Source organism: Microcoleus sp. Pol1C5 (assembly GCF_036701115.1).
In the GTDB taxonomy this organism is placed as follows: Bacteria; Cyanobacteriota; Cyanobacteriia; order Cyanobacteriales; family Microcoleaceae; genus Microcoleus.
This window is the reverse complement of sequence record NZ_JAUBQE010000005.1, coordinates 129,349-153,059: the sequence shown is the minus strand read 5'-3', so window position 1 is coordinate 153,059 and position 23,711 is coordinate 129,349. Positions and strand designations below refer to the sequence as shown.

Sequence of the window (23,711 nt, the reverse complement as noted above, 5' to 3'; positions counted from 1 at the left end):
CCCCAAATTCCCGATCGATATATATACAGAATAAAGGGAAACTCTCATGGATGAACAACGCATCGCCGCCTATCTCGAACTGATTCCAGCCCTGCTTGAGTGCCCTAGCGGTACAGTAAATGATGTTCTCAACGCCAATCGAGACTTAGTTGATGCCAATTTTGTGCAAGTCATGGAAGCGGAAGCGGAGAAGATGGCAGCAGAGGGCAACTCAAATGCAGCAGCTTGGTTGCAAAAACTAGCGGCACATTTGGCAAATTATGTCACCAGTACAGCAACTTCTGAAGAGTATTTTTCTTTCTTGATGGAGGTGTTGCAAGCAACGTCAGACAGTGGCGGAGATCCTCAAGTCGTTTATCCTATTTTACAACACAAATTCGATAAATTGGATTTAAATTTTGCTCGAATATTACAAGCTTGGGCTACATCCACATTCACAGAAGTTACCTCAGAAGAAGCTGCTGCAATGGCTGCTGCTATTGTCTCTTTTGGCAATTTAATTAATCAGTTTCCTCTGGGGCGGCGGGCAGGGAATTTAGAAATAGGTATTGCTTGTTGTAGCGCAGCATCAGAAGTCTATACCCGCGAGAATTATCCCGAACACTGGGCAACGGTTCAAAACAATTTGGGGATGGCTTATAGTAACAGAATAGAAGGTGTCAGGGCTGCGAATATTGAAGAGGCGATCGCCTGTTATCGGGAAGCTTTAATAGTGTATACCCCTGAGAATTATCCCGAAAATTGGGCAGTGGCTCAAAACAATTTGGGGATTGCCTATAGGAACAGAATAGAAGGTGTCAGGGCGGGGAATATTGAAGAGGCGATCGTCTGTTTTCGCTTAGCATTAAAAGTCTGTACCCGCGAGGATTATCCCGAACAATGGGCAATGACTCAAAACAATTTGGGGATTGCCTATAGTGACAGAATAGAAGGAGTCAGGGCAGAGAATATTGAAGAGGCGATCGCTTGTTATCGGGAAGCCTTAAAAGTCTATACCCGCGAGGCTTATCCCGAAAAATGGGCAACGACTCAAAACAATTTGGGGAATGCCTATAGTGAGAGAATAGAGGGAGTCAGGGCGGCGAATATAGAAGAGGCTATCGCCTGTTATCGGAAAGCATTAAAAGTTCGTACCCCCGAGAATTATCCGGAACAATGGGCAGCGACTCAAAACAATTTGGGAATTGCCTATAATCACAGAATAGAAGGAGTCAGGGCGGGGAATATTGAAGAGGCGATCGCTTGTTATCGGGAAGCATTAAAAGTTTATACCCGCGAGGATTTTTCCGAAAAATGGGCAACGACTCAAAACAATTTGGGGATTGCCTATAATGACAGAAGAGAAGGAGTCAGGGCGGGGAATATAGAAGAGGCGATCGCTTGTTATCGGGAAGCCTTAAAAGTCCGTACCCGCGAGGCTTATCCCGAAGATTGGGCAGGGACTCAAAACAATTTGGGGACTGCCTATAGTGAGAGAAGAGAAGGAGTCAGGGCGGCGAATAGAGAAGAGGCGATCGCTTGTTATTGGGAAGCATTAAAAGTCGCTACCCGCGAAAATTATCCCGAATATTGGGCAATGACTCAACACAATTTGGGTCTTACCTATAGTGAGAGAAGAGAAGGAGTCAGGGCGACGAATATAGAAGAGGCGATCGCCTATTTTCGCTTAGCATTAGAAATTCGCACTCCTACTGCTTTCCCTTTAGACTGCTTGCAATCAGGTAGAAACCTCGGCAATACCGCTTTCACTGCTGGTTTTTGGGATATCGCCCTGGAAGGATTCGAGAAAGCGATTAAATCGGTGGAAAAAAGTAGAAGTTGGGCAACTTCCGACGATATCCGCCAGCAGATTTTAGCTGAATCTATAGGTGTTTACGAAAAGGCTATTCAAGCTTGCGTCAACAGCAACCAACTGGAAAAAGCCATAGAATATTGTGACAGAAGCCGTGCTCAGCGGTTAGTCGATTTAATGCACAGCAATGATTTGTATGCTAGCGGCGAAATTCCGCCCGCAGTGCAAAAGTATTTGCAGGAATTTGAGGCGAAGCAGCGGGAAATTGACGCAGAAGTTGAACAACTCCGCAAACCTTCTGAAGGCAATAAAGAATTAGTCGGTGTGGGGAGTCAGTCGCGCAGTCGGGCAGATTTTTCTGCTTACACGGAGAAGATTCAAGAATTGGAACGGGAGAAACAGCAAATCTGGGAAAACATTCGCAGTTTAGATCCAGTTTTAGCTGGACAAGTTCAAGCCGATCCGATGGAGTTTGCGAAGATGCAGCAACTCATTGACAATTCGCAGACGGCGATTCTCTGTTTTTACACGACGGATGATGACACTCATGTTTTTGTGATTTACAAGGATAAAGCGCCGCAGATTCACACTTGTCAGGGAGAGGGTTTGGCAACTTTTCAGAATTGGATTGGTCAGAGTTGGTTGTCGCCTTATTTGCAGGATCGGAAAATTTGGCAACAGGGGATGGGTGAGTTTTTGTCTCAGTTGTCGCAGCGGTTGAAAGTTGATGAGTTGATTGGTAATTGTTTGGAGGGAATTGAGGAATTGATTGTGATTCCGCATTTGTTTTTGCATCAGATTCCGCTGGCGGCATTGCCGGTAGAACCTCCCCAACCGAGGGCGGGCACCGGGGCACCGCCCCTACGAAGGGTGTTCCTTGGTGACAAATTCCTAATTCGTTACGTGCCCAGTTGCCGAATCTTGGAGTATTGCAATCAACGCCCAACCATCGAATCGCCGAAATACGGGATTGTGGAAAATGCCACTGATGATTTGTACTTCACTCCTTTTGAGTGCGAACAAATTGCCGAAATTGTGACCAAACCTGAGCGGTTAAAAGGAAGTCAAGAAGCCACAGTCGCAGCCTATCGAAACCTCGCCCAAAATGTGAATGTAATCCACTCCAGTCACCACGCTGTCTCGCGTTTGGACAATCCTTTAGAATCGCGATTGTTTTTAGGAGACGGGAGTATCACATTAGGGGAATTAATGACACCTGGTTGGCGGTTGCCGCAGTTATCCGATGTGTTTATGTCCTGCTGCGAAACTAATTTAGGAGGGACGGAAATTACCGATAATCTTCTTAGTTTGGGAACGGGGTTTTTGTGTGCGGGGGCGCGGAGTGTGGTCAGCACTTTGTGGGTCGTGGATGATTTTGCTACTTCGTTGTTTGCGATTTTGTACTATCAGTATCGCAGTCCCAAGGAAGGTTTGAGTCGTCCAGAGGCTTTGCGACTGGCACAGGTGAGGTTGCGGACAATTTCGGGTGCGGAGTTGAAAGAGCTTTATCAACTGCAAATCGATCCATTGCTTCAGAGAATTATTGGGGATTTAAAGTCAAAATTGGCTGTGGTTCAAAAGGAAAAACAAAAGTTAAAATTGCGGCATAAATCCTACAATAGGGGGACGGATGAGTTTAAGGAGTTGGGGGCGGAGTTGAATAAAATAACGAAGCGGGAGAATCAGATTCATAAACAGAAGAAAGGATATGAAAGTTTGAAAGAAAATATTTACACTCTGTCAAATCCTTTTGATGATTTGAGTTATTGGTCGGGATTTATTTGTCATGGTTTGCATTGACAAGACTTACGCACTCCGGCTCAATAAACCGGGTTTTTTACCGAATCTTTCGGCTGCAACGCGTCTTTTCGTAGTTCACCTGCGCTTAAAAATCGGGTTCCGCAGCCAAAAGCTCGATCGACAAATCCATCTGTTCCTTCCCCCGCGCCAAAAACCTTTCGCACTCCTGCCAACACTCCACAGCCACCCCAAACTGCTCGAAAACCTCCTCTAGAGGCAACTCTCCCGATTCCACCCGATCGATAATCGCTTCAATTCGATCGACCGTTTCCTCATAATTCCAGTCAGACTGGCGCAACTGCGAATCAATCATAACTTTTCTTCTGCATCCAATACTTCTAGAATCTTAACTTTCAGCACGCCCCGACTCAACCTCACAGTCAATTCCTCTCCCAATTCCAAACCGTCAGTTGTGCGGACGATCGTACCGTCACTTTGGATTACCGCCGCATAACCCCTTTGCAATACCGCAGCCGGATTTAATGCGGATAACTTTTCTTGCAATACTTCCAGTTTACCAGTTGCTTGCCGCAAAGTTCGGGATGTCGCAGGCAAACGTTTTAATCGATTTTGTAACAGTTGCAAATGCTCTTCTTCTGTCTGAAATCTTGCCCGGACAGCACTTGCTAAATTGAGCATTCTTTGCTTGTGTTCAAAGTAAAGATCTGCTAAAATTGGTACAGCTTGAGCGGCCGCAGCAGTGGGAGTGTGGGCTCGTTTATCTGCTACTAAATCGGCTAGAGATTCGTCTCTTTCGTGTCCGATACCAGTGATAATTGGAATCGCACAATTCGCGATCGCCCTGACAACTCTCTCATCATTAAAACAAGCCAAATCTTCCGCAGAACCGCCGCCCCGCCCTAAAATGATCACATCAGCCCTACCGTCCAATTCTACACGGGCGATCGCCCTCGCAATGGCAGCAGCAGCCAATTCTCCCTGCACTCCTGTCGGCGACAGCAACACCCGCAAACCGGGATATCTTTGGGCTAGAGTGCGCTGAATGTCTCCCCAAGCAGCGCCAGTATCGGATGTCACCACGGCCACAATTTGCGGGTGTGCGGGAATCGGGCGCTTTCGGGCGGGATCGAAGAAACCCTCAGCATCCAAGCGCGATCGCAATTGCTGCAACCGCAAAGCCTGCAATCCTTCCCCAGCCGGTAGCGATTGCACTACTGTCAACTGGTACTCGCCGCGATTTTTGTAAACCCGGATGCTTCCCAAAACCAGCAACTGTTCCCCTTTTTCCGGGATTTGCACCAATTTTTGCCGCTGAGAATTCCACACCACGCAGCGAATAGCAGCGCTTTTGTCGGTGTCGCACAGAGTGAAAAAGCAGCCGCTGGGGTGGTGCGAAACGTTCGACACCTCGCCTGTCAGCCAAACTGATTGCAGGTTGCGATCGCCCTCCAACAACTCTTGCAGGTATGATGTTAGTCCGGCAACAGATAAAGCTGTATCGGGAAGAATTGAAGTCATCCAATTTTAGATTTTAGATTGTAGATTTTAGATTTAGGCTACTATCAATACTTCGGACAGTGTGTGATTGCCAAGGGTAAAATAAGGGTTTCAGCGCGATTGTACAATCTCGTTCCTAACGGAAAATCAAGGGTTTCCGACTAGGATCTCAAAATAGTCCGGACTATTGTAGTATATCTAAGGTAATTTATTGGTAGGCTGAGCGGGCGATCGTAATTTTAACTGCAAACAAACTAATGATATCAGATACAATGACTTCGATGAATGTGCTGCGCCAAGAGGCGGCGGCGATCGGCATTACGGAGGAAGAAGCCAGAAAATATGGCGACCTCCGACATAAAAGAACTTGGTCTTTGGCGATCGAACATCACCTGTCAATGCAAGATTTTGCCGATCGCATAGAACAATCCTTCACAACTTCCGAACCCGATTCCTCCACCGCACTCAACCACTCTCAGACTGCGGAGTCGAAAGACTATGGTATTCAGCTAACTGCGAACCTAGGCGAATCTAGAGTAACCAAGGAGAATCAAACAGCATCTGTTGCTTCGCCACAACAGCAAGCAGTAGCAATTGGGCGATCGCACGGCAATTCCGACTACCGCAGCAACCAAAACCGAGGTTTTCAACAAGTAGTTCAAAATCATATTAAAGCATTAACAATTGCGTCCGCCTCCCGCACAAATCTGCCCCATTCACAACTGGGTAATTGGGTTTGTCCTGAGTGTGGGCCGGAGGGCGAATTGGGCTGTTACCTCTGCGCCGGAGAAGGCACTGTAGGGGACATTTCAGCTATTGGCTGGACGCTAGCTTATATGGAAATGTTGGGCTGTTCTGCTCGCGAAATTGAACCGTTGAGAAAAATTTCGCCTTCAGTGAATATTCTGGAATTGAATTTAAAAGTTTGTGTTGCTATCAAACAAAGTAGCGAAGTTTTAGCCAGGACGGAGAAATGGGTAATTAGTCATTAATTACCTGAAAGCTCAACCAAATTAAGTATTGATTCTAGCTTTTTCAAAGCAACTTCCAATTCGTCATTAACAACTTGGAAATCGAATTCCCCCGCCGCTTCAATTTCCTCTTTAGCCCGCACCAACCGACGGGCGATCGCAGTTTCGGAATCTTGACCCCGGCTCCGCAGCCGCCGCTCCAATTCTTCCCAAGAAGGAGGTAAAATAAAAATTCGCAGCGCCTCTGCAAACTTATTCCTAATTTGCCTAGCCCCTTCCAACTCAATTTCGAGGATTACCCATTTTCCCTCACCAATTCCTTGCTTGAGACCAAAATAAGGAGTACCGTAAAAATTACCGGCAAACTCAGCCCATTCCGCCAACTCTCCAGCCTCAACCATTTGTTCAAAACGGCTGCGGCTGACAAAATAGTAATGCTGTCCCTCAATTTCTCCCTCACGGGGCGATCGAGTTGTCACCGATACCGAAAGATACAATTCAGGATGGCGATTGAGGAGCGATCGTACTAAGGTGCCTTTCCCCACACCGCTAGGCCCCGTCAGAACAATTAATTTACCAGATTTCATCTTTAGAATAGAAACGTGTAATAATTTAAGTTTCCGCTTACTTTAGACTGTAAGCGCTCAAATTGCAACTGACAAACCTCAATCATCCCGACTTTGACTGTCTTTGCTGATCACAAAACGATTAGCAACCGTTTCCGGCTGAATCGCCGAGAGGATTACGTGACTCGAATCTGTAATAATTACCGCTCTCGTGCGGCGGCCGTAAGTCGCGTCAACCAGTTGTCCCCGCTCCCGCGCATCAGTAATAATCCGCTTAATTGGCGCTGACTCTGGACTGACAATGGCAATCACTCGATTAGCAGACACAATGTTACCAAAACCGATATTAATTAATTGAATATCCATGAAAATCTTAATCTATGGGTGAACGACTAACTATCAATCCTTACTTTTTATCATATATACAAATATTTTTTCTTACAATCCTAAAATTAATCTCAACTAAGTTTTTTAGTTGAGATTAATTTTTTACCCTTTTGACGCCGAGTACCCCGTTCTTTATCAAAAATTTAAAAAAGACTCGGTGTTGCCGCTGTATCTTAAAGATTCGGTAAACTCCTCAATTTTTAGTTGCTAATAAAAGCATTACCTGTATCGAGACAAAAGCCTATAAATGTTGCGAAATATAAAGTTAATTTCCCGGAGAGGGAAACTTAAGTATAATCCGTGATTAATAACAGTAAATATTCGCAAATGCTGGTTTGATGAGCTTTCCAACCTCAACTAAAAGCCGCTGGCGATCCTCTTCGAGGGCTTCGCTAACGCACTTTTTGCCCGATTTTTTACCAAAAGATTGGGGATGATGTGCCAAACTACAGATTTTTATTGCATGATGTTCTACAATAAAATGGGTTTGTAGTGAAAATTTTAGTTTTATTAATACCAATAAAAAAGTGTGGCTACAATTATCAATTTTATAACAAATCTGAAAACTTGCAGAGTCTCGCGCCGGACACGGCAGTGCCGTTTCCCTACAGATGGTCGCAGGATTATATGTTGCAATAATTGTGGGAATTAGTATAAAAATCTGAACACTTTAGTTTTACTACCAACATTTTGAATTCCGCAAAAGTTAGGCAGAAAGGGGTTTTACGCATGAGATTAATTCCGGTTGAATTGGAATGATTAAACCGCAGAGGGCACAGAGAACACAGAGTCAGAGAACAGAGAGATGAATAATTCCGATGCTACCTGATTTGATATAAATTATAGCGGTAAGAATTCATGCACACCGCACCATACGCATAAAGGAACTGCGTAAATTTTGGTCAAAAAACTGGGATTAATGCAGATAAATTTACCCGCATTAATCCCCAGTTATTGCACAATTAAATTAAGCCGCAACTAAACCGCTGTGTCTCAACAAAGCTTTAGTGCTCGGTTCGCGTCCCCGGAAAGTTTTAAACACTTCCATCGGGGGCAAACTGCCGCCCAATCCTAACACTGTATCTCGGAAGCGCCTACCTGTAGAGGCGATCGCACTTTCATCTTCCAAACCCGCTTCCTCAAACGCCGCAAAAGCATCAGCGCTGAGCACTTCCGCCCATTTATAACTGTAATACCCCGCCGCATAGCCACCCGCAAAAATGTGTCCGAAAGCGCACAAAAATGCGTCTTCTTCCAGAGGAGGCAAAACGGTGGTAGTTTTAGCGATACGGTTGCGGACATCGGCCACAGTTTCGCTGCCGCCCGATCGATAGCGGTGGTGCAGTTCGATGTCAACGCTGCTAAAATGTACTTGCCTGAGCATGACGCTGCCACTCATGTAGTGGCGGGCTGCTAGGAGTTTTTGGTAGTAGTGTTCCGGCAAAGTTTCCCCGGTTTCGTAATGCTTTGCCATCCCGAACAAAGTCGCGCGATCGTAACACCAATTTTCCATAAATTGACTGGGCAATTCCACTGCATCCCACTCAACATTATTGATGCCCGAAGCCCCCGGATAGTCTACCGTTGTCAGCATATGCTGCAAACCGTGACCGAATTCGTGAAACAAAGTTTCGACTTCCAAAAAAGTCATTAAACTCGGTTTGCCGTCAACAGGAGGACTTTGGTTGCACACCAAATAAGCCACCGGCAACCGTGTTGTTGTCTTTCCGGCTTCCACCAATTTAGCGCGCACCACGCACTCGTCCATCCAAGCACCGCCGCGCTTTTCTTCGGGGCGGCTGTAGGGGTCTAAATAGAAATTGGCGATCGTATTTCCTGCTTCGTCATCTATTTGGAAATAGCGCACATCTTTGTGCCAGACAGGAGTTTGACCGTCCGCCGCAGTTACTGTAACGCCGAACAGCCGCTTTACTAATCCAAATAACCCCTCTAATACCTGTGGCAAAGCAAAATAAGGCCGCAATTCTTCGGCACTAAAAGCAAACTTTTCTTCCCGGCGCCGTTCCGACCAAAAACCTACATCCCAGTGCTTCAAATCTCCAGCTTCCGGCGCGCCTTTTTCGGCCGCAAAAGCTTTCAATTCTTCTAAATCTTTGACAGCAGCATCATAACTAGCCTGGCGCAATTCTTCTAACAAAGCTTCCACTGCTGCAACGTCGGGAGCCATTTTGCTCGCCAAGCTCAATTCGGCATAACTACTAAAGCCGAGTAAAGCAGCTTTTTCCTGGCGCAAAGCTAAAATGCGATCGGTCAACGGCCAGTTATTCAATTCTCCGCTACTTGCTCTGCCGATAAAAGCTTTGTACAACTTTTCGCGCAAGTCGCTGCGGGTGCTGTGCTGCATGAAAGGGCCGTAACTCGGAAAGTCTAAAGTAATCCGCCAAGGGCCGTTTTCGGCATCCGCATTTTCTTCGCCGGCGCTGCGAGCGGCTTGAGCTGCTAAACTCAACAAACTCGGTGGCAAACCGTCAATTTCGTCTTTGTTTGTGAGGGTGAGGCTGAATGCTTTGGTAGCGTCAAGGACGTGATTGGAAAATTGGGTAGTAATTTCAGCCAATTCTAATTGAATGGCATTAAAACGCTCTTTTTGCTCGCCTTCTAAACCGACGCCGGAGAGTTGGGCGTCTCGGAGAGCGGCTTCGACAATTCGCTTTTGAGCTGACTCTAAGCTGTCCCAATTTTCGCTAGCCCGCAGCGCTTTAAAAGCTTCATAAAGTGGTTTGCTTTGACTGAGCTTGCTCCAAAATTTTACTACTTCCGGCTGCACTGTTTCGTGAGCCGATCGCAGTTCCGGGCTATTTTTCACACCCATCAAATGTCCGACAATGCTCCAGCTCCAATTTAAACGCTCTCCGAGTCGCTGCAATGGTTCTACTAAGCCGCTCCAAGTCGGCTCTACAGACGATTCTAAGTCAGCTAGCGAGGCTTCTAGTTCGGTCAGCAGTTGGGTAACAGCGGGGACTACGTGTTCTGGTTCGATCGCGTCAAATGGAGGCAATCCTTGACCGATTAGTAACGGGTTATCAGCAATAGTTACGGTTGCAGTCATTTAATTTTCTTGTAACAGGTTGAAAACAGGTGAACTAGACAGATTAGCTTTTCATTTTGTAACACAGTTGTCGAAAAATTTGGGTTCGATCGGGCGTGAGTCCCAGAATGTCAGAGTCGAAAAATCTTCCTTCTGACTGATGACTAATGAGTGTTCACTAATTATTAATGACTACTCTCTTGTGTGTGCTGCAACTCCTTGACAACCGAGATTAAGCGCTTGAGGTGAGGTTTGACAACTTCTTGCTGCTCGTGTTCCAAACGGTGAATTTGAGCTTGGACGATCGACAAATCCGCACTCGATTCGTGTGCGGGAGCTTGCAGTTGGCTTTGCAAATTGGCCATGACTTTCTGGATTTCCAAAAATCGAGTATTTACTACTTCCCAGTCGTCTCTGGTGATAGAAGTTTCTGCCAAGCCTTGCGTCGCACTTTGCAGTTGCTCTATAGCCTGTTCTACAGCTTGGAGATTCGCCCGTTGGTCAACCGATAAATCTTGCAGTTGTTCGCTCACCTGCTGGCGGACATCGAGCACAGCAGACGCCACGATTTCTTGCAAAGAAGCTACCGACTCTCCTAAACTCAGCAACTGCCGCTGAATATCGAGAGAATCCTCAAAGCCCTCAGCCCTAGGCATTGCAGCCATTTGCTGGCGCAGCGCTGCAATATCTCCAGACAACTGCTTGCGTAATTTAACAATTACCGTCACAGCCGTTTTTTCGACTTTATTGACAGACTTTTGGACTTGGGCCATTTCCGAATTGTGATGCACCCGCACTTGCTGCTCGAAGCGATATCGGTTAGCAACATTCAGCGACAAAGCCAAAGTTAGGGGAGCCACCCCGTAAAAAGCTTGACCCGACACTGCCACCGCCAGGGAACCCACACCAGAGGCAGCCAGAGAGGCGTACTCTGCCATCTCCAGCCAGTGCCTTTGAGGAAAACTTGGTCTCAAGTGGTTTGCAACAGAGGGTTTTGGCTTCCGCACGGCTCTTTGGGTCATAGTATTTGCTCGTTGTTGATAAGGTTGCGAGATTGGGTGGAGCATCGATTTCTATCCTTTTTTCAGTTATATGTTTTAGATTATTTCTTGGCACTGTTCTATTTTTACCTTTGTGAGTAAGTTAAGGATGACTGCCATATTATTATGTATTTGGGAGCCTGTGACGATCGCGCCCAATTCCGGATCTTAAAAGGTTCGCCCCAACGCGCCCTCTATTTTACAGGAGTTAGCGCCACCGGGTTCGGGCGATCGACAATAGCTGTCCAGGCTAACCGAACAATGCCTAAGACGATTTTAGATTTTAGATTTTAGATTAAAAGTTAAAAAATGCGACCTACTGAGGGCGATCGGGATTTGGAGCTTGTCTGGAGTTGCATTTTTGTTCGCCCATTGGTATAATCTACTCTTTCTGAATTGCCCCTCTCAAATTTACTGTAAAAATTGACCAATGAACTCAGAAAAACCCGGAATTGGCGATCGGCTAAAGTCTATTTTCAGTATCGCAATCTTTATCATTCTCGTAGTAGCAGTAGGCTTTTTAAGCGTTAATTTTATTTCAGCTCTCTATGAAAAATTTTCTTAAAATTAGTCCTGGACGCATGGGTGCCAGAAACCGTTTTTTTTTACGATAATAGTTCGTCGCAGCCCGCATAATCGGTATACAACCCGGTTTCTTTAGTCGGAGTAAGTCCCAGACTGTTTGAGATTCCCCACTTCTTCAATTATTCTCCAATTTTAAGCACGAGATAATTTGTTTAGATTGCATTCTCCTTCTTCCTTCTTCCTTCGGCTATAATTTTAACTATAAAGATTGTGGTCTGGGTCTAGCCAGACAATATAAAAAACATTTTCACTAAAAAATCCATGCACCCTGCTGTATTCGTATCGGCTCAATAAGTAGGGGTAGCAGAGGAAAAAAAGTAAGCAAGGTACATAAAGTGTTATAAAATAGGACACATGACCCCAAAGATTATTTCAAAAGACAAGTCATCCTCCGATTTACTGCAAACAATCGACCTAAAAGGGATTGCAGACGAATCAATGCGTCAGACAGTAGAGATATTACTGAACCACTAGCGAGCAATTACAATTAAAAGTCAAAGACTTGGAGTTAGAAAATCAACGGTTAAAAGATGAAAATAACCGATTGGAGGGAGAACAAGGAAAACCAGACATCAAAGCCAAGTCCAAAGGGTTCAGAAGCGAGCACTCATCAGAGAAAGAGCGAAGAACGCCAAAAAAGCATAGCAAAGGCAGTAAGAACGCGACGATAAAAATAGATCGAGAAGAAATACTAGAATATCCTCAAGACCAACTGCCATCAGACGCAGAATTTAAAGGATACGAACAAGTAATCATCCAAGATATCAGCTTATACCATTTTTTTAAAGATGTGCTAGAGATAAAGAATGTAAAATCCAAGACCATCCTGTGACAAAACCAATGACATGATTCGTTAAAGATGCTAAGATTTCCTGAACTTTTACGCGGAGTTCGTCAAGATTACTAAAAACTAACCAAGCTAAAAATTCTTTGATGTATTCCCACACTCTTTCTGTTGGATTTACTTCAGGACTATGAGGAGGCTGAAATAGTAAAATAATATTGTCTGGCAATTCAGATTTGCTTAAAAAATGAGCGGGAGCATTATCGATTTGAATAATATGCAATTCATCAGGATACTCAAGGGATAATTGTTGCAAATATGCTTCAAAACAAACCTTATTCAAATGGGAAAATTCCCAAAAAAAACTTCTTCTTGTTGATGGGGATACTGCTCCATACAGCCAAAAACATTTAAATTTTCATTGCTGTTTTCCTACGGCTTTTACACCGAAGAGTGTTATCCTTCGTCTCTGAATTGTATGTAATCCTAATCGAGTTTCGTCACTACACCTAAACAGAAACTTCTTGTATTTCTTTATTTGGTCAGGAGTTCTATCCAGCAAGGCTTTGATTTTTTGAGACAGGCTATTCTTGAATTCATTGATTGCCGTTGGCTGTTGTTCACTACTCCGGGATCTTGGGATTTTTAATTTACTTTTTAACTCCCCTTTGACCAAGGAGTATACAGCTTGATAACTACTAGGTATCTCTTTGATTAACCAAAGCCAGAGATGAACTTCTTTATAACTGGAAAATCCTTCGGGGTCTCTCAATTCTTGTTGTAATGCAGCCGCTACTTCAACCGAAAACTTTTTGGGTCTATCAAAAATCTGCCGATTTTTTAACAAGTTTTCTATGCCACCCTCTTTATATTGAAAGAGCCAGCGATGAATTGTGGTTTCACTTTTACCCAAAACTGACGATACTTCTCGGACTGTTTCTACTTGTTTTAATTGAAATAAATAAAGCATTTGAATTTTATTCTATGCTAAAACTCTTTTTTGTTTTTTCCGAATCTCTAGCAATACTTCTATAGATTCGGTAATCGTTATATGAGGACGCCCAGACATTTTAATATTCTCCTTTACTTTTCAGGTAACTCTAGCATAACTTTAGAAAAATGGTATCAGTTACAATCCTTTGATATATTGCTTCATTACAAGTGACAGAGTGTAAAAATTTTCGAGTTTTTCTATCAAGCAGCGCCGCATACCATTTTTAAGAACAGGCTTTCCGGCCTGTTCCACAAACAATTAATTTTTTTGTGGGGTGGGCATCCTGCCCGCCCATTAAAGGCTTATTGAGCATGGTGCAACATCTCAGTTACAATCCTTTGATATATTGTTTCATTACAAGTGACAGGGTGTAAAGACTTGCTTCTTTTTCTATCAAGCAGCGCCGCGATAGAGATTGCAACGCATTTAGCAAATATGATGATAATATTTGTCGATTTTGTAGCAATTTGGCGAAGTTAACTGGCTGGTTTTCTGTCGCCAACAATGACATAACTTGTTTTTCTAGTTCGGAAGTGGGTAGTCCTGCATAGTCATGAAAAAATAAGCCTTTCACTCTATAGATAAACAGGCATTAGACTCATGAATAAAATACCAGATTGCTCCAATATGATTGGAGAGTTTTTTAGAAAAGGAAAGAGTTTTTCTGGTTAAACGAGATATTCTTTGTCTCATCGTATTGTTAAATCTTTCTATATAGGAAGTTTGGCCACTTTCCTTGACTACTGATTGGTGTCTCTTTTTTGGAAAAACTCTCTGATAAGCACTCCAAAAGTCGGTGAAAAAACAAGCACCTTGACTCTGGAACTGTCGGTAGAGAATCCCACAATCCTTGAGTTCCTAAATGGTTACTACTAACTAATGACTGATGACTGATGACTAATGCAAAAACTTGCGAACTTGATATTCGCGACTTTCGGCGATCGCAATTTGCAAATCGCCCATTTTGGCATCCAACTCATCGATTGTGCTTTGTGGGATCGACTTCCACTTCTCCCTAGTTTCCCAGCGAATCAACATCACCACCTCATTTTCCACCGGATCTACCCAAATTTCTTTGCCTAAAAAACCGTCCCAATTTTTTAGTCCCTCAGTCCAAACTTCCTGATCTCGCTGAATAAACTGCTCCCACTTTTCTTGAGGTACTTTAAATTTTAGCCACTCAATTACCATATTATTTCCTATTTGTAAATAGCTAATTAATCGTTGCCGATCGCAATTTTAATTATCAACTCAGTTCCCTCTCCCGGACGCGAAACACAGTGCAACTTACCGCCGTGCTTTTCTACTACTAAATGCTGGGATATTGCTAGACCCAAACCTGTGCTCGTGTCTGGACATTTAGTGGTAAACAAAGGGTCAAAGATGCAGTCGAGGACTTCTTCAGTCATCCCAGGGCCGTTGTCACTAATGGCGATCCCAACTTCGTTTTCCCCTACCACAAAAGTCCGAATCCGAATTTCAGGATTGAATACTTCAGCTCTCGCTCGGCCTCCAGACAACAAAGACTGACTTTGCATTTTACCATACTTTTCGGCATTTCTCCCCCCTTCTTCCAAAGCGTCGATCGCATTTGTCAACAAGTGCATGAACACTTGGTTTAAGTGTCCCGCATAGCAGTGAACTCGCGGCAAATCCCCATACTCTTTAACTAGAGAAATCCCCGGTCGTCCCCCTTTAGCTTGCAGGCGATTTTGCAAGATCAGCAAAGTGCTGTCCAAACCTTCGTGGATATCAGCAGGCTTCATTTGGGCTTCGTCAGTACGCGAGAACAAGCGGAGCGATCGCACGACATCGCGAATCCTTTCGGAACCGATTTTCATTGAATTTAGCAGTTTTGGCAAGTCTTTTTTGATGAAGTTTAAGTCTAATTCTTCCATCAAATTTTGAATTTCCGGCACGGGATGGGGATAATATTTTTGGTAAAGGTCGATCGCTCGCATCAGTTCTTGAATGTAGCCAGTAGCGTGGCTGACATTGCCGGAAATAAAACTAACTGGATTATTAATTTCGTGCGCTATTCCTGCTACCAACTGCCCCAGAGATGACATCTTTTCTGTTTGAATCAGTTGAGTTTGAGTTTGCTGCAAAATTAACAGCGTCTGCTCTAATTTAGCCGCTTGTTGTCTCAGGCGTTCTTCGGATTCTTGCAAAGCTAAAAGTGACTGTTTACTTTCTGTAATATCCAATCCCACAAATACCGCCGCCGTATTGTTATGGTATTTTTGAGCCACTATTAGATAAGTTTTATTTTCTCCTCTGATGCTCGCTGTTACTTCTTGAGATGTTTTCTTTTTATGATTCGCAAAGAAATCGTATACTAAATCGTTAAATTTGGGACTTGTCTCTAAAAAACCTACTTTTTGACCGATAAATATTTCTGCCGGCATTTTGTAAGCGCTAGCTAAATGTCGGTTTACTCCCAAATAGCGCAAATCTGAACTTACCCAAGAAACTAATCCGGGTACCGCGTCCAAAACGGCTTGAAGTTGCTCTTTTGCCTCTACGAGCGCTGATTCTGCTGCGAGGCGAGCGGAAATGTCGCGGGCGATCGCGCAGCGGTATTCGCAGCCACCGTATTCTAAATAATTGACTTTAACTTCGACGGAAAAACTGGCGCCGTTTTTGGTTTTGTAACTGGTTTCAAAAGTGAGGTTGGTTTGCTCCTTGAGTTGAGCCCAGTGTTCTCGCCAATCCGATGCTGGCAACTGCGAATCGATGTCGCTAACCCTCATATTTAGCAGTTCCGATTCCGAGTAGCCGAAAAGATGGCAAGCGGCTTTGTTCGCGTAGCAAATTTGACCGTCGGAGGTAGTAAAAAAGATTGTATCAGAAGCATTTTCGAGGGCAATTTGAGTTAATTGTGGGATTGTTTCTAACTGCTTGCTTTTGACCTCGAACTGAAATTTATTAGAGCAATTAGTGTGAGCGGGAGCCTCAGCTATCTTAGATGCAAACAACATCAAACCGCCGATCGCACCTTCGTTATTTTTCCAAGGCTGAAATACCCATCTTACCGACTCGCTGACAGAGCCGCTTGCTGTTTTTCCTGATACAGATGCGATCGATCGCCCTGCCACAAACTCGCTGTATTCCAAAACTCCCGTCAAACAAGCCTGGGCATTTTGCTCCCAATATTCCGGGAGATTCGGGAACAGTTCCCAATGAGATCGGCCGATCGCCTCGCCGTCGCCCAACCCGCAATCTGTTTCCCAGCGACGGGAAACCGACAGATAGCGCATTTCACAATCTACCATTGCCACGGCTTCGGCGGAGCGCTCCACAAACCGCCGAAATCGCTCTTTACTCTCCGACACGGCTGCCTCTGCGGGTTGTTGGGCGATAGGGACATTCCCGTCAACGTACCTTCCCAGTCCCTGACTTTTTTGCTGAACTGGCTTAGTTTGCACGGTTTGGGATTTCCTCCATAGCTGTCAAGTTTGAAAAACTCTGTTTTAGACCAAAAATGCTGTGTTCCCCTGATTTGCTCTCTCTGACAATACCCTTAGAGGGTATCACCCATCATTGATATCATTTTTGATGGGGATATGTCTATAGGCATTGCTATCAACTTAAGGCTAAAGGTAGTGCCCGCCTGCTGTTTGACCATTAGGCATAGATCACGCCGGCGCCCCCGGAATAGTCGGAGGGGACTGGAGTGATCTCTTGCCTGCCCCGACTATTCCGGGGCGCAACATGGCAGCGACACTAGGCAAAAAACGAGAGAGACAAAGGGTTTTAGACGATTGGTGACACCAATGGTCTATAGGTACTCAAGAAATTTTCCCCCACACTGTGAGAGTCAGAAAATTTCCTGATGATTGTTCGGTATTTTAGACAAGTTCCCAAAAGAATGCAACTGCCGGCCCGCGATCCAAACCATGAGCTTCCTCAGTCATTCCCAATTCTTTAATTGCAAATCCCACATCGAACATGGTATGAGATCCTGTAGCCAGTGCGATCGCCAGATAGCTTGAGAATGCAAGAGAGCGCTCAAACAAATTTGTGCGTAAATTCACTGGTAAAATCCACTCTTCCTTTCCGTAACATTGCAGGATCTAATCTTTCAGTGGTGTTGCAAGTCATCAAAACTACCAGTTTTTGCTGAAATTGAATGCCGTGTTCGTCGATGACGCTTTGATACAAAGTTCCATCCAGCAAACTCAAAATATGTTCAGTTTTATTAGTGCGTTGGGCTTCTGCGGTCGATCGATCTTGAGCCAAATTATCAGCCTCGTTGATAATAATACAAATCCGCTCTAAATAACTCGGTGGCACAAAATTTTCCACAGCATCGTGGTCTAAGATAAAAATCACATAACCCAGCGGCACTAAAATTTCCTTTGCTACCGCTTGCGTCCAAGCAGTTTTGCCCGTCCCCGGTTCGCCACTAACCAAAACAGCCAACTGATTTTGATCTAGAATGGCCTGCTGAACTGTATCGGTAAAACTTTGAACCTCCGCAGAAAACGTGCGAATTGGGAACTGGCTGTGAACCTGTCCGACGCGGCTTTTGTACCCGCCCAGAATCACCGCTAAATTATAAGTGGCCTTGCTAACTAGCGGCGCAATATCTTGGCAAATTAGAGTGTAGCAGCGTCTTCCCCTGTCGTAGCTGTCTATTTGCAGCCAGCAGCCGAATCGAGTCCAAGAAGCATAAACAGTACCCAAAACTTCCAAGCGTTCCCAGCTAACAAACCGCTCCGGGGGATAAGAAAAATGTCGCTCCATAAAAAACTGGGTAATCGCATCCGGTTTTCCCAGCAAATCGAGAACTTTAAAAACAGTAATCTCTTGGAGTTTGTTGAGCACGTAATCGATGGGAATGCTAGCGCGGCTGACCAATTGCACCACAGGCGTTTCGGTAACTAAAACATCTTTGTAGCGGTAATCCGGGTAAACTGGCTGCGGAGTAATGTAATCCCAAAATTCATCAATTTCGTAGCGAGTATTTTCCGAAAATACATTTAAAATATTTGCCCACCAAGTATATTGGTGTCGTCCCATTGCGTCGGCAATGTCGCTAGCTGCGCCTAAAGTTTTTTGAGCAAGTTCTAAGGGGTCGGTAGACGCTAAATGTACCAGGTGTTCCCAATCAAATTGACGGTATAAAGGTCGCCAGCCAGATCCTAGTAGGCCTCTATTTGGAGAATTGTTTTGATGAAAATTGTTTTCGCGATCGCCCATGTTTTCCGCACTCATTTGGCAAAATTCCTACTTACTCTTATTTTACATTCTTTGTCCTACACCTTCTACAAAACACGGGAAAATCATCAATTTATTTTGAGATAAGTGGCTGGCACAAAATCTACTAACCAAACTTTGTTTTCCGAGCAGTAAAATGTATGGTTATCGCGTTGCATGGCTGCGGCATCTACAGTAAAGACTGCCGGGATGCCGTGTCTTGCACCTACTTGGCGCGCCGTCTGGATATTCACGGACAAATGAACGTGATGCCGCGACATTTTCCTAATTCCTTGACTGAGAATTGACTCGACGGCAGCGCTACCTGTTCCGTGATATAAAATATTTGGGGGAACAGCGGGTTCTAACTGTAAGTCAACCTCTACGCTGTGTCCTTGGTTGGCACGAATTAGAGTGCCTGTGGAATCAAATGAAAAGCGCTGCTTATCGTTTTGCGCGACTACTTCCTTGAGTTCTGCAAGCTGAACAGGAAAGTTATTTTTTTGGCACGCATCGAGGAGTTCGCTAACAGGAACCCAGCCACCTGGAGCGAGTTCAATGCCGATACGCGAAGGCGCGTGACGCAGGTGTTTGCTGAAATATCGGCTGATTTTTACTAATCGATAATCGTTCATAATTTTACTTAATTTATTTAGATTTTAAATCACTTTTAACAAAATGTCAGTAGCGGGTTATATCGTTGATTGGAGGCGGGTTTATTGAATCTGTTTGCAATGCCATAGGGTGCTTGATTGAACTCGCCTTTACAGGTTTTTGGAAAAATTTTTCTGGATATAGAAATGGTCTTACGCGCGAATTATAGAGGTAATGTGCGCTCTTAAGCACCTAGAGAAATAGGTTCTGCCTCCGGGAATAAAAAAAGTGTTAGGAGTGCCATTTTTGACGAGCTTGATCTTTTGATAATTATCAAAAACTTTGCCTTCTGTCGAAGGCATTTTACCTGGGTATAACTCCGCCAAAAATAGCAAAATTTAGATAGCGCCAGTGACATCCTGCGTCTGCAAAACCAGCTTCTGCAAGCCACTGTGTCTGCTCTTCCACAGAGGAGGGAATATCTTCTTCTCGATATTTTTTAAACCAGGCTGCATCATCTTCTCCGTTAGCTTTCATGTACTGCCGCCACAACTGTTCATATTGCTCAGTCAGCCGGGGAGTTGCACCTGTGACAATATCTCGAATTAGCAAGATTCCCCCTGGATTCAGCGAGTGGAAAAGTTTGGGAAATAGCTGTTGTTTACCTGCGCTGTCGAGGTGGTGGATTGCCAACCCAGAAACTACCAAATCGTAACCGCTGCCGAAATCATCTTCGGCAAAGTTTCCTTGCTGCAAGGTCAGCCTTTCTCGGAAAGCGGACAAGTTAGTTTGGCAAATTTTCAGCATATTTTCGGCGATGTCAAAGGCTAGGACATTTGCTTGAGGAAATGCTGACAAAATCATTGCCGACAGTATGCCTGTCCCCGCGCCTAAATCCAGAACTTTTATGTTAGCATTAGTTTCAGAAGTGATTAACTGCAATATTACATCGTGTTGCTCGCCATAGCGCGGAATGAGGCGGGGAATTAAACCGTCATAATCAAAGGCTATTTGTTCAAATTGCTCGCGTACAGCGTCTAAATTCACAGAAAATTTTCCTCAAATTGTTAATAGTTGAGTGCGTCAATGCAGTTGGGCGGTTCTCTTATCTCAATGTATGTTACATTGATAATACAAAAAATCTACAGACCTGTCAAGATGTAGAATAAAATAATTTCAAATAAGTTACGGACGATCGCCAGATAGGGACTGAGTGTACCCCAACCCGCCCCTGATTTGGGAACTTTCTAGCCCTGCACATATTGTCTTTCAGTGCAGATGAGACAGAATGCCACAGACCCAAAAGCCAGCCGAATACGAGACTTTGTGCCAGCTACCGGGAGTAATTGTGAGACAAAAGTTGACGCTTATGATACCCGTTTCAAACAAGAATCCAACTTTAGGTGCATGATCCATACCCTAAATTTGTCAGTAATTCCACATAGTAATATATAAAATCTAAAATAGAAAAGGGAATTAGCAAGCAGCCGATGATCGGCTAGATATGAAAAAATCAGTCCTCAGATTGACAAACTTTAGCCAACTATAAACAAAAATTGAGTTGACTCCCGAGTGGATGTGGTACCTGCCAATTTTTCCGGAAGATAAAGAAATGCAAAGTATTGCACCCGCAGGCGCGGGAAAGAAAATTGTGATAATGAATCAGGATGCGAGTAGATTAGGTGTCAGCCGTCAGGGGAAGATAGAAACAATGGAAATCCAACAACGGAGTAAGGATAAGCCCGATCGCCAGCAACAAAAAGCGTCCGATCGGCTCGATAAATTATCTACGACAAAAGAAGTAGATTCGTCGCTACAAGAATGTTTAGATTTTAAAATAGCGCTCGACCGATCGGCACTTGCGGTGAGGACTGATGCGCGAGGAATTATCAACTATGTCAGCGAACAAGTTTCCTCCATCTCCAACTATTCCCGCGCTGAACTAATCGGCAGCCACTTCGGCATCCTCCATTCGGAATATAAATCTTCGGAATTAATCAAAAATCTGCTGTCAACTGTTGCCAAAGGTGAAGTTTGGCAAGGAGACATTCAGAGTAAAGCTAAGAATGGAACTGATTATTGGGTGTACGCAACAGTAGTTCCACTGTTGGACTGTAAGGGAAAACCCTGTCAGTATTTGGCGATCGGATTCGACATCACCGATCGCAAAGCCGTTGAAGCCGCCCAAGCCGAAGCCAACCGGGCAAAAGACGAATTTCTGGCGATCGCCTCCCACGAACTGCGATCGCCCCTGAGCGCGATTTTGGGATGGGCGCAGCTAGCCCGATCGCGCAATTTAAACGAAGCCACCACCAGCCGCGCTTTGGAAATCATCGAGCGCAACGCCAAATTACAAAACCGACAAATAGACAATCTGCTCGACCTCTCGCGGTTGCTGCGAGGGAAAGTGTGCCTGAACATCGGCCAAGTTCACCTCCCGTCTATCATAGAATCGGCGATCGACACTCTGCGTCCCGCCGCCGATGCCAAAAACCTCCGCTTAGAAAAACATTTCGACCCAGCCGTCAGCTACGTTTTGGCAGATGCAGAACGATTGCAGCAAGTAGTCTGGAACCTCCTTGCAAACGCCATAAAATTCACCCCAGAATCGACACCATACCCAGTGCAAGTGTGGATCGAGCCTACTCCGTCGGGGGTCTTGATTCGGGTCAGCGACAGCGGTTGCGGCATCGACCCCAAATTTCTGCCACACATCTTTGACTACTTCCGCCCTGCAGACAGCTTCCAGAATAAGGAACAAAATCGGCTGGGGCTGGGGCTCTCAATTGTGAGGCACTTGGTGGAACTGCACGGGGGAACTGTTTGGGCTTCGAGTCCCGGCCTCGGTCAGGGGGCGACCTTTGGGGTGCTGCTACCGAGCGACAACAAAAATGCACCCGACGATCGCACTGCTGCGATCGCCCAAAGGGAAAGCAGACCCGGATCGGTTTCCAAACCCCTAGCGGGAAAGCAAGTCTTGGTAGTCGAAAGCAGCGCCGAGATCCGCCAATTTCTCAAAACAGGCCTCGAAGCATTTGGAGCCAAGGTAACAGCGGTGGGTAGCGCCTGCGAAGCGATGGCGGAGTTGCAACAGTCGCGGCCCGACGTGTTGGTGAGCGATATGACGGTATCCGGAGCCGACGGCTGCGATTTGATCCGCCGCATCAGAGCAATGGAAATGTCCGAGCACAGGCAACTGCTGCCCGCAGTGGCGCTGACGGGAGGCATCGAGGAAGAAGATTCGGCATCGGCGCTGGAGGCAGGGTTTCAGAGGCATTTGTCGAAGCCGGTGGAAGCGAATCAGTTGGTGAGCGCGATCGCCCAATTGGCTGGACTGACTGGATTCGGCTCCGGAGAGTGGGGATCGGGAAATATTCGGGCAACCACACCCCATGCCCTGCTACCGGAACCTAGCAGTTTGGACGACAAAAATTATTTGGAACAATTAACAAGTGACAGCAGAGAATTACCGCTGTTGCTGGTAGTAGAAGACAACAATTTTCTGCTGGCTTACCTCCAAACTTTATTAACTCCGTACTATCGAGTCGCCGTGGCGAGGGACGGGGTTGAAGGTTTAGAAAAAGCCAAAAGTTTGCAGCCAAATTTGATTGTTAGCGACCAAATCATGCCCAGACAAAACGGACTGGATTTGCTCAAGGAGATTCGGAACACGCCAGAATTGAAATCTACTCCGGTAATATTTTTGACAGCGCGATCGGGGATGGAATCTCGAATCGAAAGTTTGGATGCGGGTGCTGACGATTATATTTCAAAGCCTTTTGACGAGAGGGAATTGCTCGCTAGGGTGAGAAATTTGTTGCGATCGCACTCAGCCGAACAGCAGTTGGCGGAGCTCAACCGTCAGTTGCAGCAGCAGAAACAGCAGTTAGAAACAGTGAATCGAGCCTTGCAGTATTTGGCAAATTACGACAGTTTGACTGAGGTAAGAAACCGCCACTCTTTTAATGAATACCTCGATACGGAATGGCGGCGTTTGGCAAGGGAAGAAGCACCGCTGTCTTTGATTATGTGCGACATTGATTATTTCAAACTTTACAACGACACTTACGGTCACCAAGCGGGGGATGAATGTTTGCGGCAAGTGGCGACAGTAATCCAGCATTCGGTAAAGCGGGCGGCAGATTTAGTAGCGCGTTACGGTGGAGAAGAATTTGTAGTAGTTTTGCCGAATACGGATATTGAAGGTGCCACTTGCGTAGCTGAAATGATCGCACGACAGGTGCGGGGTTTGCACATACCTCATGCTAAGTCTGCTGTCAGCGAATATGTGACGCTGAGTTTGGGTGTAGCTTGCTGCATTCCGGCGCCGATGTCGCAGCCGGGGGCGCTAATTGCGATCGCCGATGAGTCGCTTTATCGGGCGAAAGAAGCAGGGCGCGATCGAGTTTCGGTTGCCGCATTTGAAGGATAATATAATAGTTAAATCAACTTGTATGGTGTGTCAGAGATCGCTAGTTTCGATTTAAAC

16 protein-coding genes and 2 pseudogenes are annotated in these 23,711 nt (G+C 45.2%); 4 read left to right on the top strand and 14 right to left on the bottom strand.

Annotated features, from left to right (window positions below; all coding sequences use genetic code 11):
• Positions 1–46 precede the first annotated feature (46 nt).
• Positions 47–3,592 carry a CHAT domain-containing tetratricopeptide repeat protein gene (locus QUA23_RS04655; protein ID WP_333074050.1) on the top strand — a complete coding sequence of 1,182 codons (3,546 nt, stop codon included), beginning with the start codon at positions 47–49 and terminating at the stop codon, positions 3,590–3,592.
• Between the two features lie 85 nt (positions 3,593–3,677).
• Here the strand turns inward: QUA23_RS04655 and xseB are convergent, their stop codons facing one another.
• Both xseB and xseA read right to left on the bottom strand, forming a co-directional pair.
• Positions 3,678–3,905 (bottom strand): exodeoxyribonuclease VII small subunit, encoded by a 228-nt coding sequence (xseB, locus tag QUA23_RS04650; protein WP_333046043.1) that lies wholly within the window; start codon positions 3,903–3,905, stop codon positions 3,678–3,680.
• Positions 3,902–5,071 (bottom strand): exodeoxyribonuclease VII large subunit, encoded by a 1,170-nt coding sequence (xseA, locus tag QUA23_RS04645; RefSeq protein ID WP_333074052.1) that lies wholly within the window; start codon positions 5,069–5,071, stop codon positions 3,902–3,904. Before xseA ends, xseB begins: the two co-directional genes overlap by 4 nt.
• A gap of 236 nt (positions 5,072–5,307) precedes the next feature.
• On the opposite strand from xseA, the gene QUA23_RS04640 reads away from it, so the two are divergent.
• The gene (locus QUA23_RS04640; RefSeq protein WP_333074053.1) at positions 5,308–6,042 is read left to right on the top strand and encodes a hypothetical protein; all 735 of its coding nucleotides are present in this window, start codon (positions 5,308–5,310) and stop codon (positions 6,040–6,042) included.
• Here the strand turns inward: QUA23_RS04640 and gmk are convergent.
• The 4 genes from gmk to QUA23_RS04620 all read right to left on the bottom strand — a co-directional run bounded on the left by gmk (position 6,039) and on the right by QUA23_RS04620 (position 11,045).
• Positions 6,039–6,608 (bottom strand): guanylate kinase, encoded by a 570-nt coding sequence (gene gmk / locus QUA23_RS04635; protein WP_333074054.1) that lies wholly within the window; start codon positions 6,606–6,608, stop codon positions 6,039–6,041. The two genes, QUA23_RS04640 and gmk, sit on opposite strands and share 4 nt — an antisense overlap.
• A 78-nt stretch (positions 6,609–6,686) precedes the next feature.
• Positions 6,687–6,953: an extracellular matrix/biofilm regulator RemA gene (gene remA / locus QUA23_RS04630; protein ID WP_333074056.1), complete on the bottom strand. Its 267-nt coding sequence runs from the start codon at positions 6,951–6,953 to the stop codon at positions 6,687–6,689.
• Positions 6,954–7,941: 988 nt separating this feature from the next.
• Positions 7,942–10,044, bottom strand: a complete 2,103-nt coding sequence (locus QUA23_RS04625) for a M3 family metallopeptidase (RefSeq protein WP_333074057.1) — start codon at positions 10,042–10,044, stop codon at positions 7,942–7,944.
• Positions 10,045–10,208: 164 nt separating this feature from the next.
• Positions 10,209–11,045: a hypothetical protein gene (locus QUA23_RS04620; RefSeq protein WP_333074058.1), complete on the bottom strand. Its 837-nt coding sequence runs from the start codon at positions 11,043–11,045 to the stop codon at positions 10,209–10,211.
• A 1,105-nt stretch (positions 11,046–12,150) separates the two neighbouring features.
• On the opposite strand from QUA23_RS04620, the gene QUA23_RS04615 reads away from it, so the two are divergent.
• Entirely contained in the window at positions 12,151–12,480 is a 330-nt protein-coding gene (locus tag QUA23_RS04615) for a hypothetical protein (RefSeq protein ID WP_333074059.1), read from the top strand.
• Here the strand turns inward: QUA23_RS04615 and QUA23_RS04610 are convergent.
• The 8 genes and pseudogenes from QUA23_RS04610 to QUA23_RS04575 form a co-directional block, all read right to left on the bottom strand.
• A pseudogene (locus tag QUA23_RS04610) lies at positions 12,431–13,501 on the bottom strand (IS630 family transposase). The gene QUA23_RS04615 and the pseudogene QUA23_RS04610 overlap by 50 nt on opposite strands.
• A 495-nt stretch (positions 13,502–13,996) precedes the next feature.
• Positions 13,997–14,273: pseudogene (locus tag QUA23_RS04605) on the bottom strand (IS1 family transposase); the annotation flags it as partial.
• A gap of 50 nt (positions 14,274–14,323) precedes the next feature.
• Positions 14,324–14,617, bottom strand: coding sequence for a TIGR03792 family protein (locus tag QUA23_RS04600; protein WP_333074061.1), 294 nt, complete (start codon positions 14,615–14,617; stop codon positions 14,324–14,326).
• Positions 14,618–14,643: 26 nt separating this feature from the next.
• Entirely contained in the window at positions 14,644–16,854 is a 2,211-nt protein-coding gene (locus QUA23_RS04595) for a PAS domain S-box protein (protein WP_333074063.1), read from the bottom strand.
• Positions 16,855–17,277: 423 nt separating this feature from the next.
• Complete coding sequence (locus tag QUA23_RS04590) at positions 17,278–17,463, bottom strand: hypothetical protein (protein WP_333074065.1); 186 nt, start codon at positions 17,461–17,463, stop codon at positions 17,278–17,280.
• Positions 17,438–18,646 (bottom strand): AAA family ATPase, encoded by a 1,209-nt coding sequence (locus QUA23_RS04585; RefSeq protein WP_333074068.1) that lies wholly within the window; start codon positions 18,644–18,646, stop codon positions 17,438–17,440. Before QUA23_RS04585 ends, QUA23_RS04590 begins: the two co-directional genes overlap by 26 nt.
• A 71-nt stretch (positions 18,647–18,717) precedes the next feature.
• Positions 18,718–19,263 carry an RNA 2'-phosphotransferase gene (locus tag QUA23_RS04580; protein ID WP_333074070.1) on the bottom strand — a complete coding sequence of 182 codons (546 nt, stop codon included), beginning with the start codon at positions 19,261–19,263 and terminating at the stop codon, positions 18,718–18,720.
• A 322-nt stretch (positions 19,264–19,585) separates the two neighbouring features.
• Positions 19,586–20,269: a methyltransferase domain-containing protein gene (locus tag QUA23_RS04575; protein WP_333074072.1), complete on the bottom strand. Its 684-nt coding sequence runs from the start codon at positions 20,267–20,269 to the stop codon at positions 19,586–19,588.
• Between the two features lie 565 nt (positions 20,270–20,834).
• Here QUA23_RS04575 and QUA23_RS04570 point away from each other — a divergent pair.
• On the top strand, positions 20,835–23,654 hold the full coding sequence (locus QUA23_RS04570) for a diguanylate cyclase domain-containing protein (RefSeq protein WP_333074074.1): 2,820 nt from the start codon (positions 20,835–20,837) through the stop codon (positions 23,652–23,654).
• Positions 23,655–23,711: the final 57 nt, after the last annotated feature.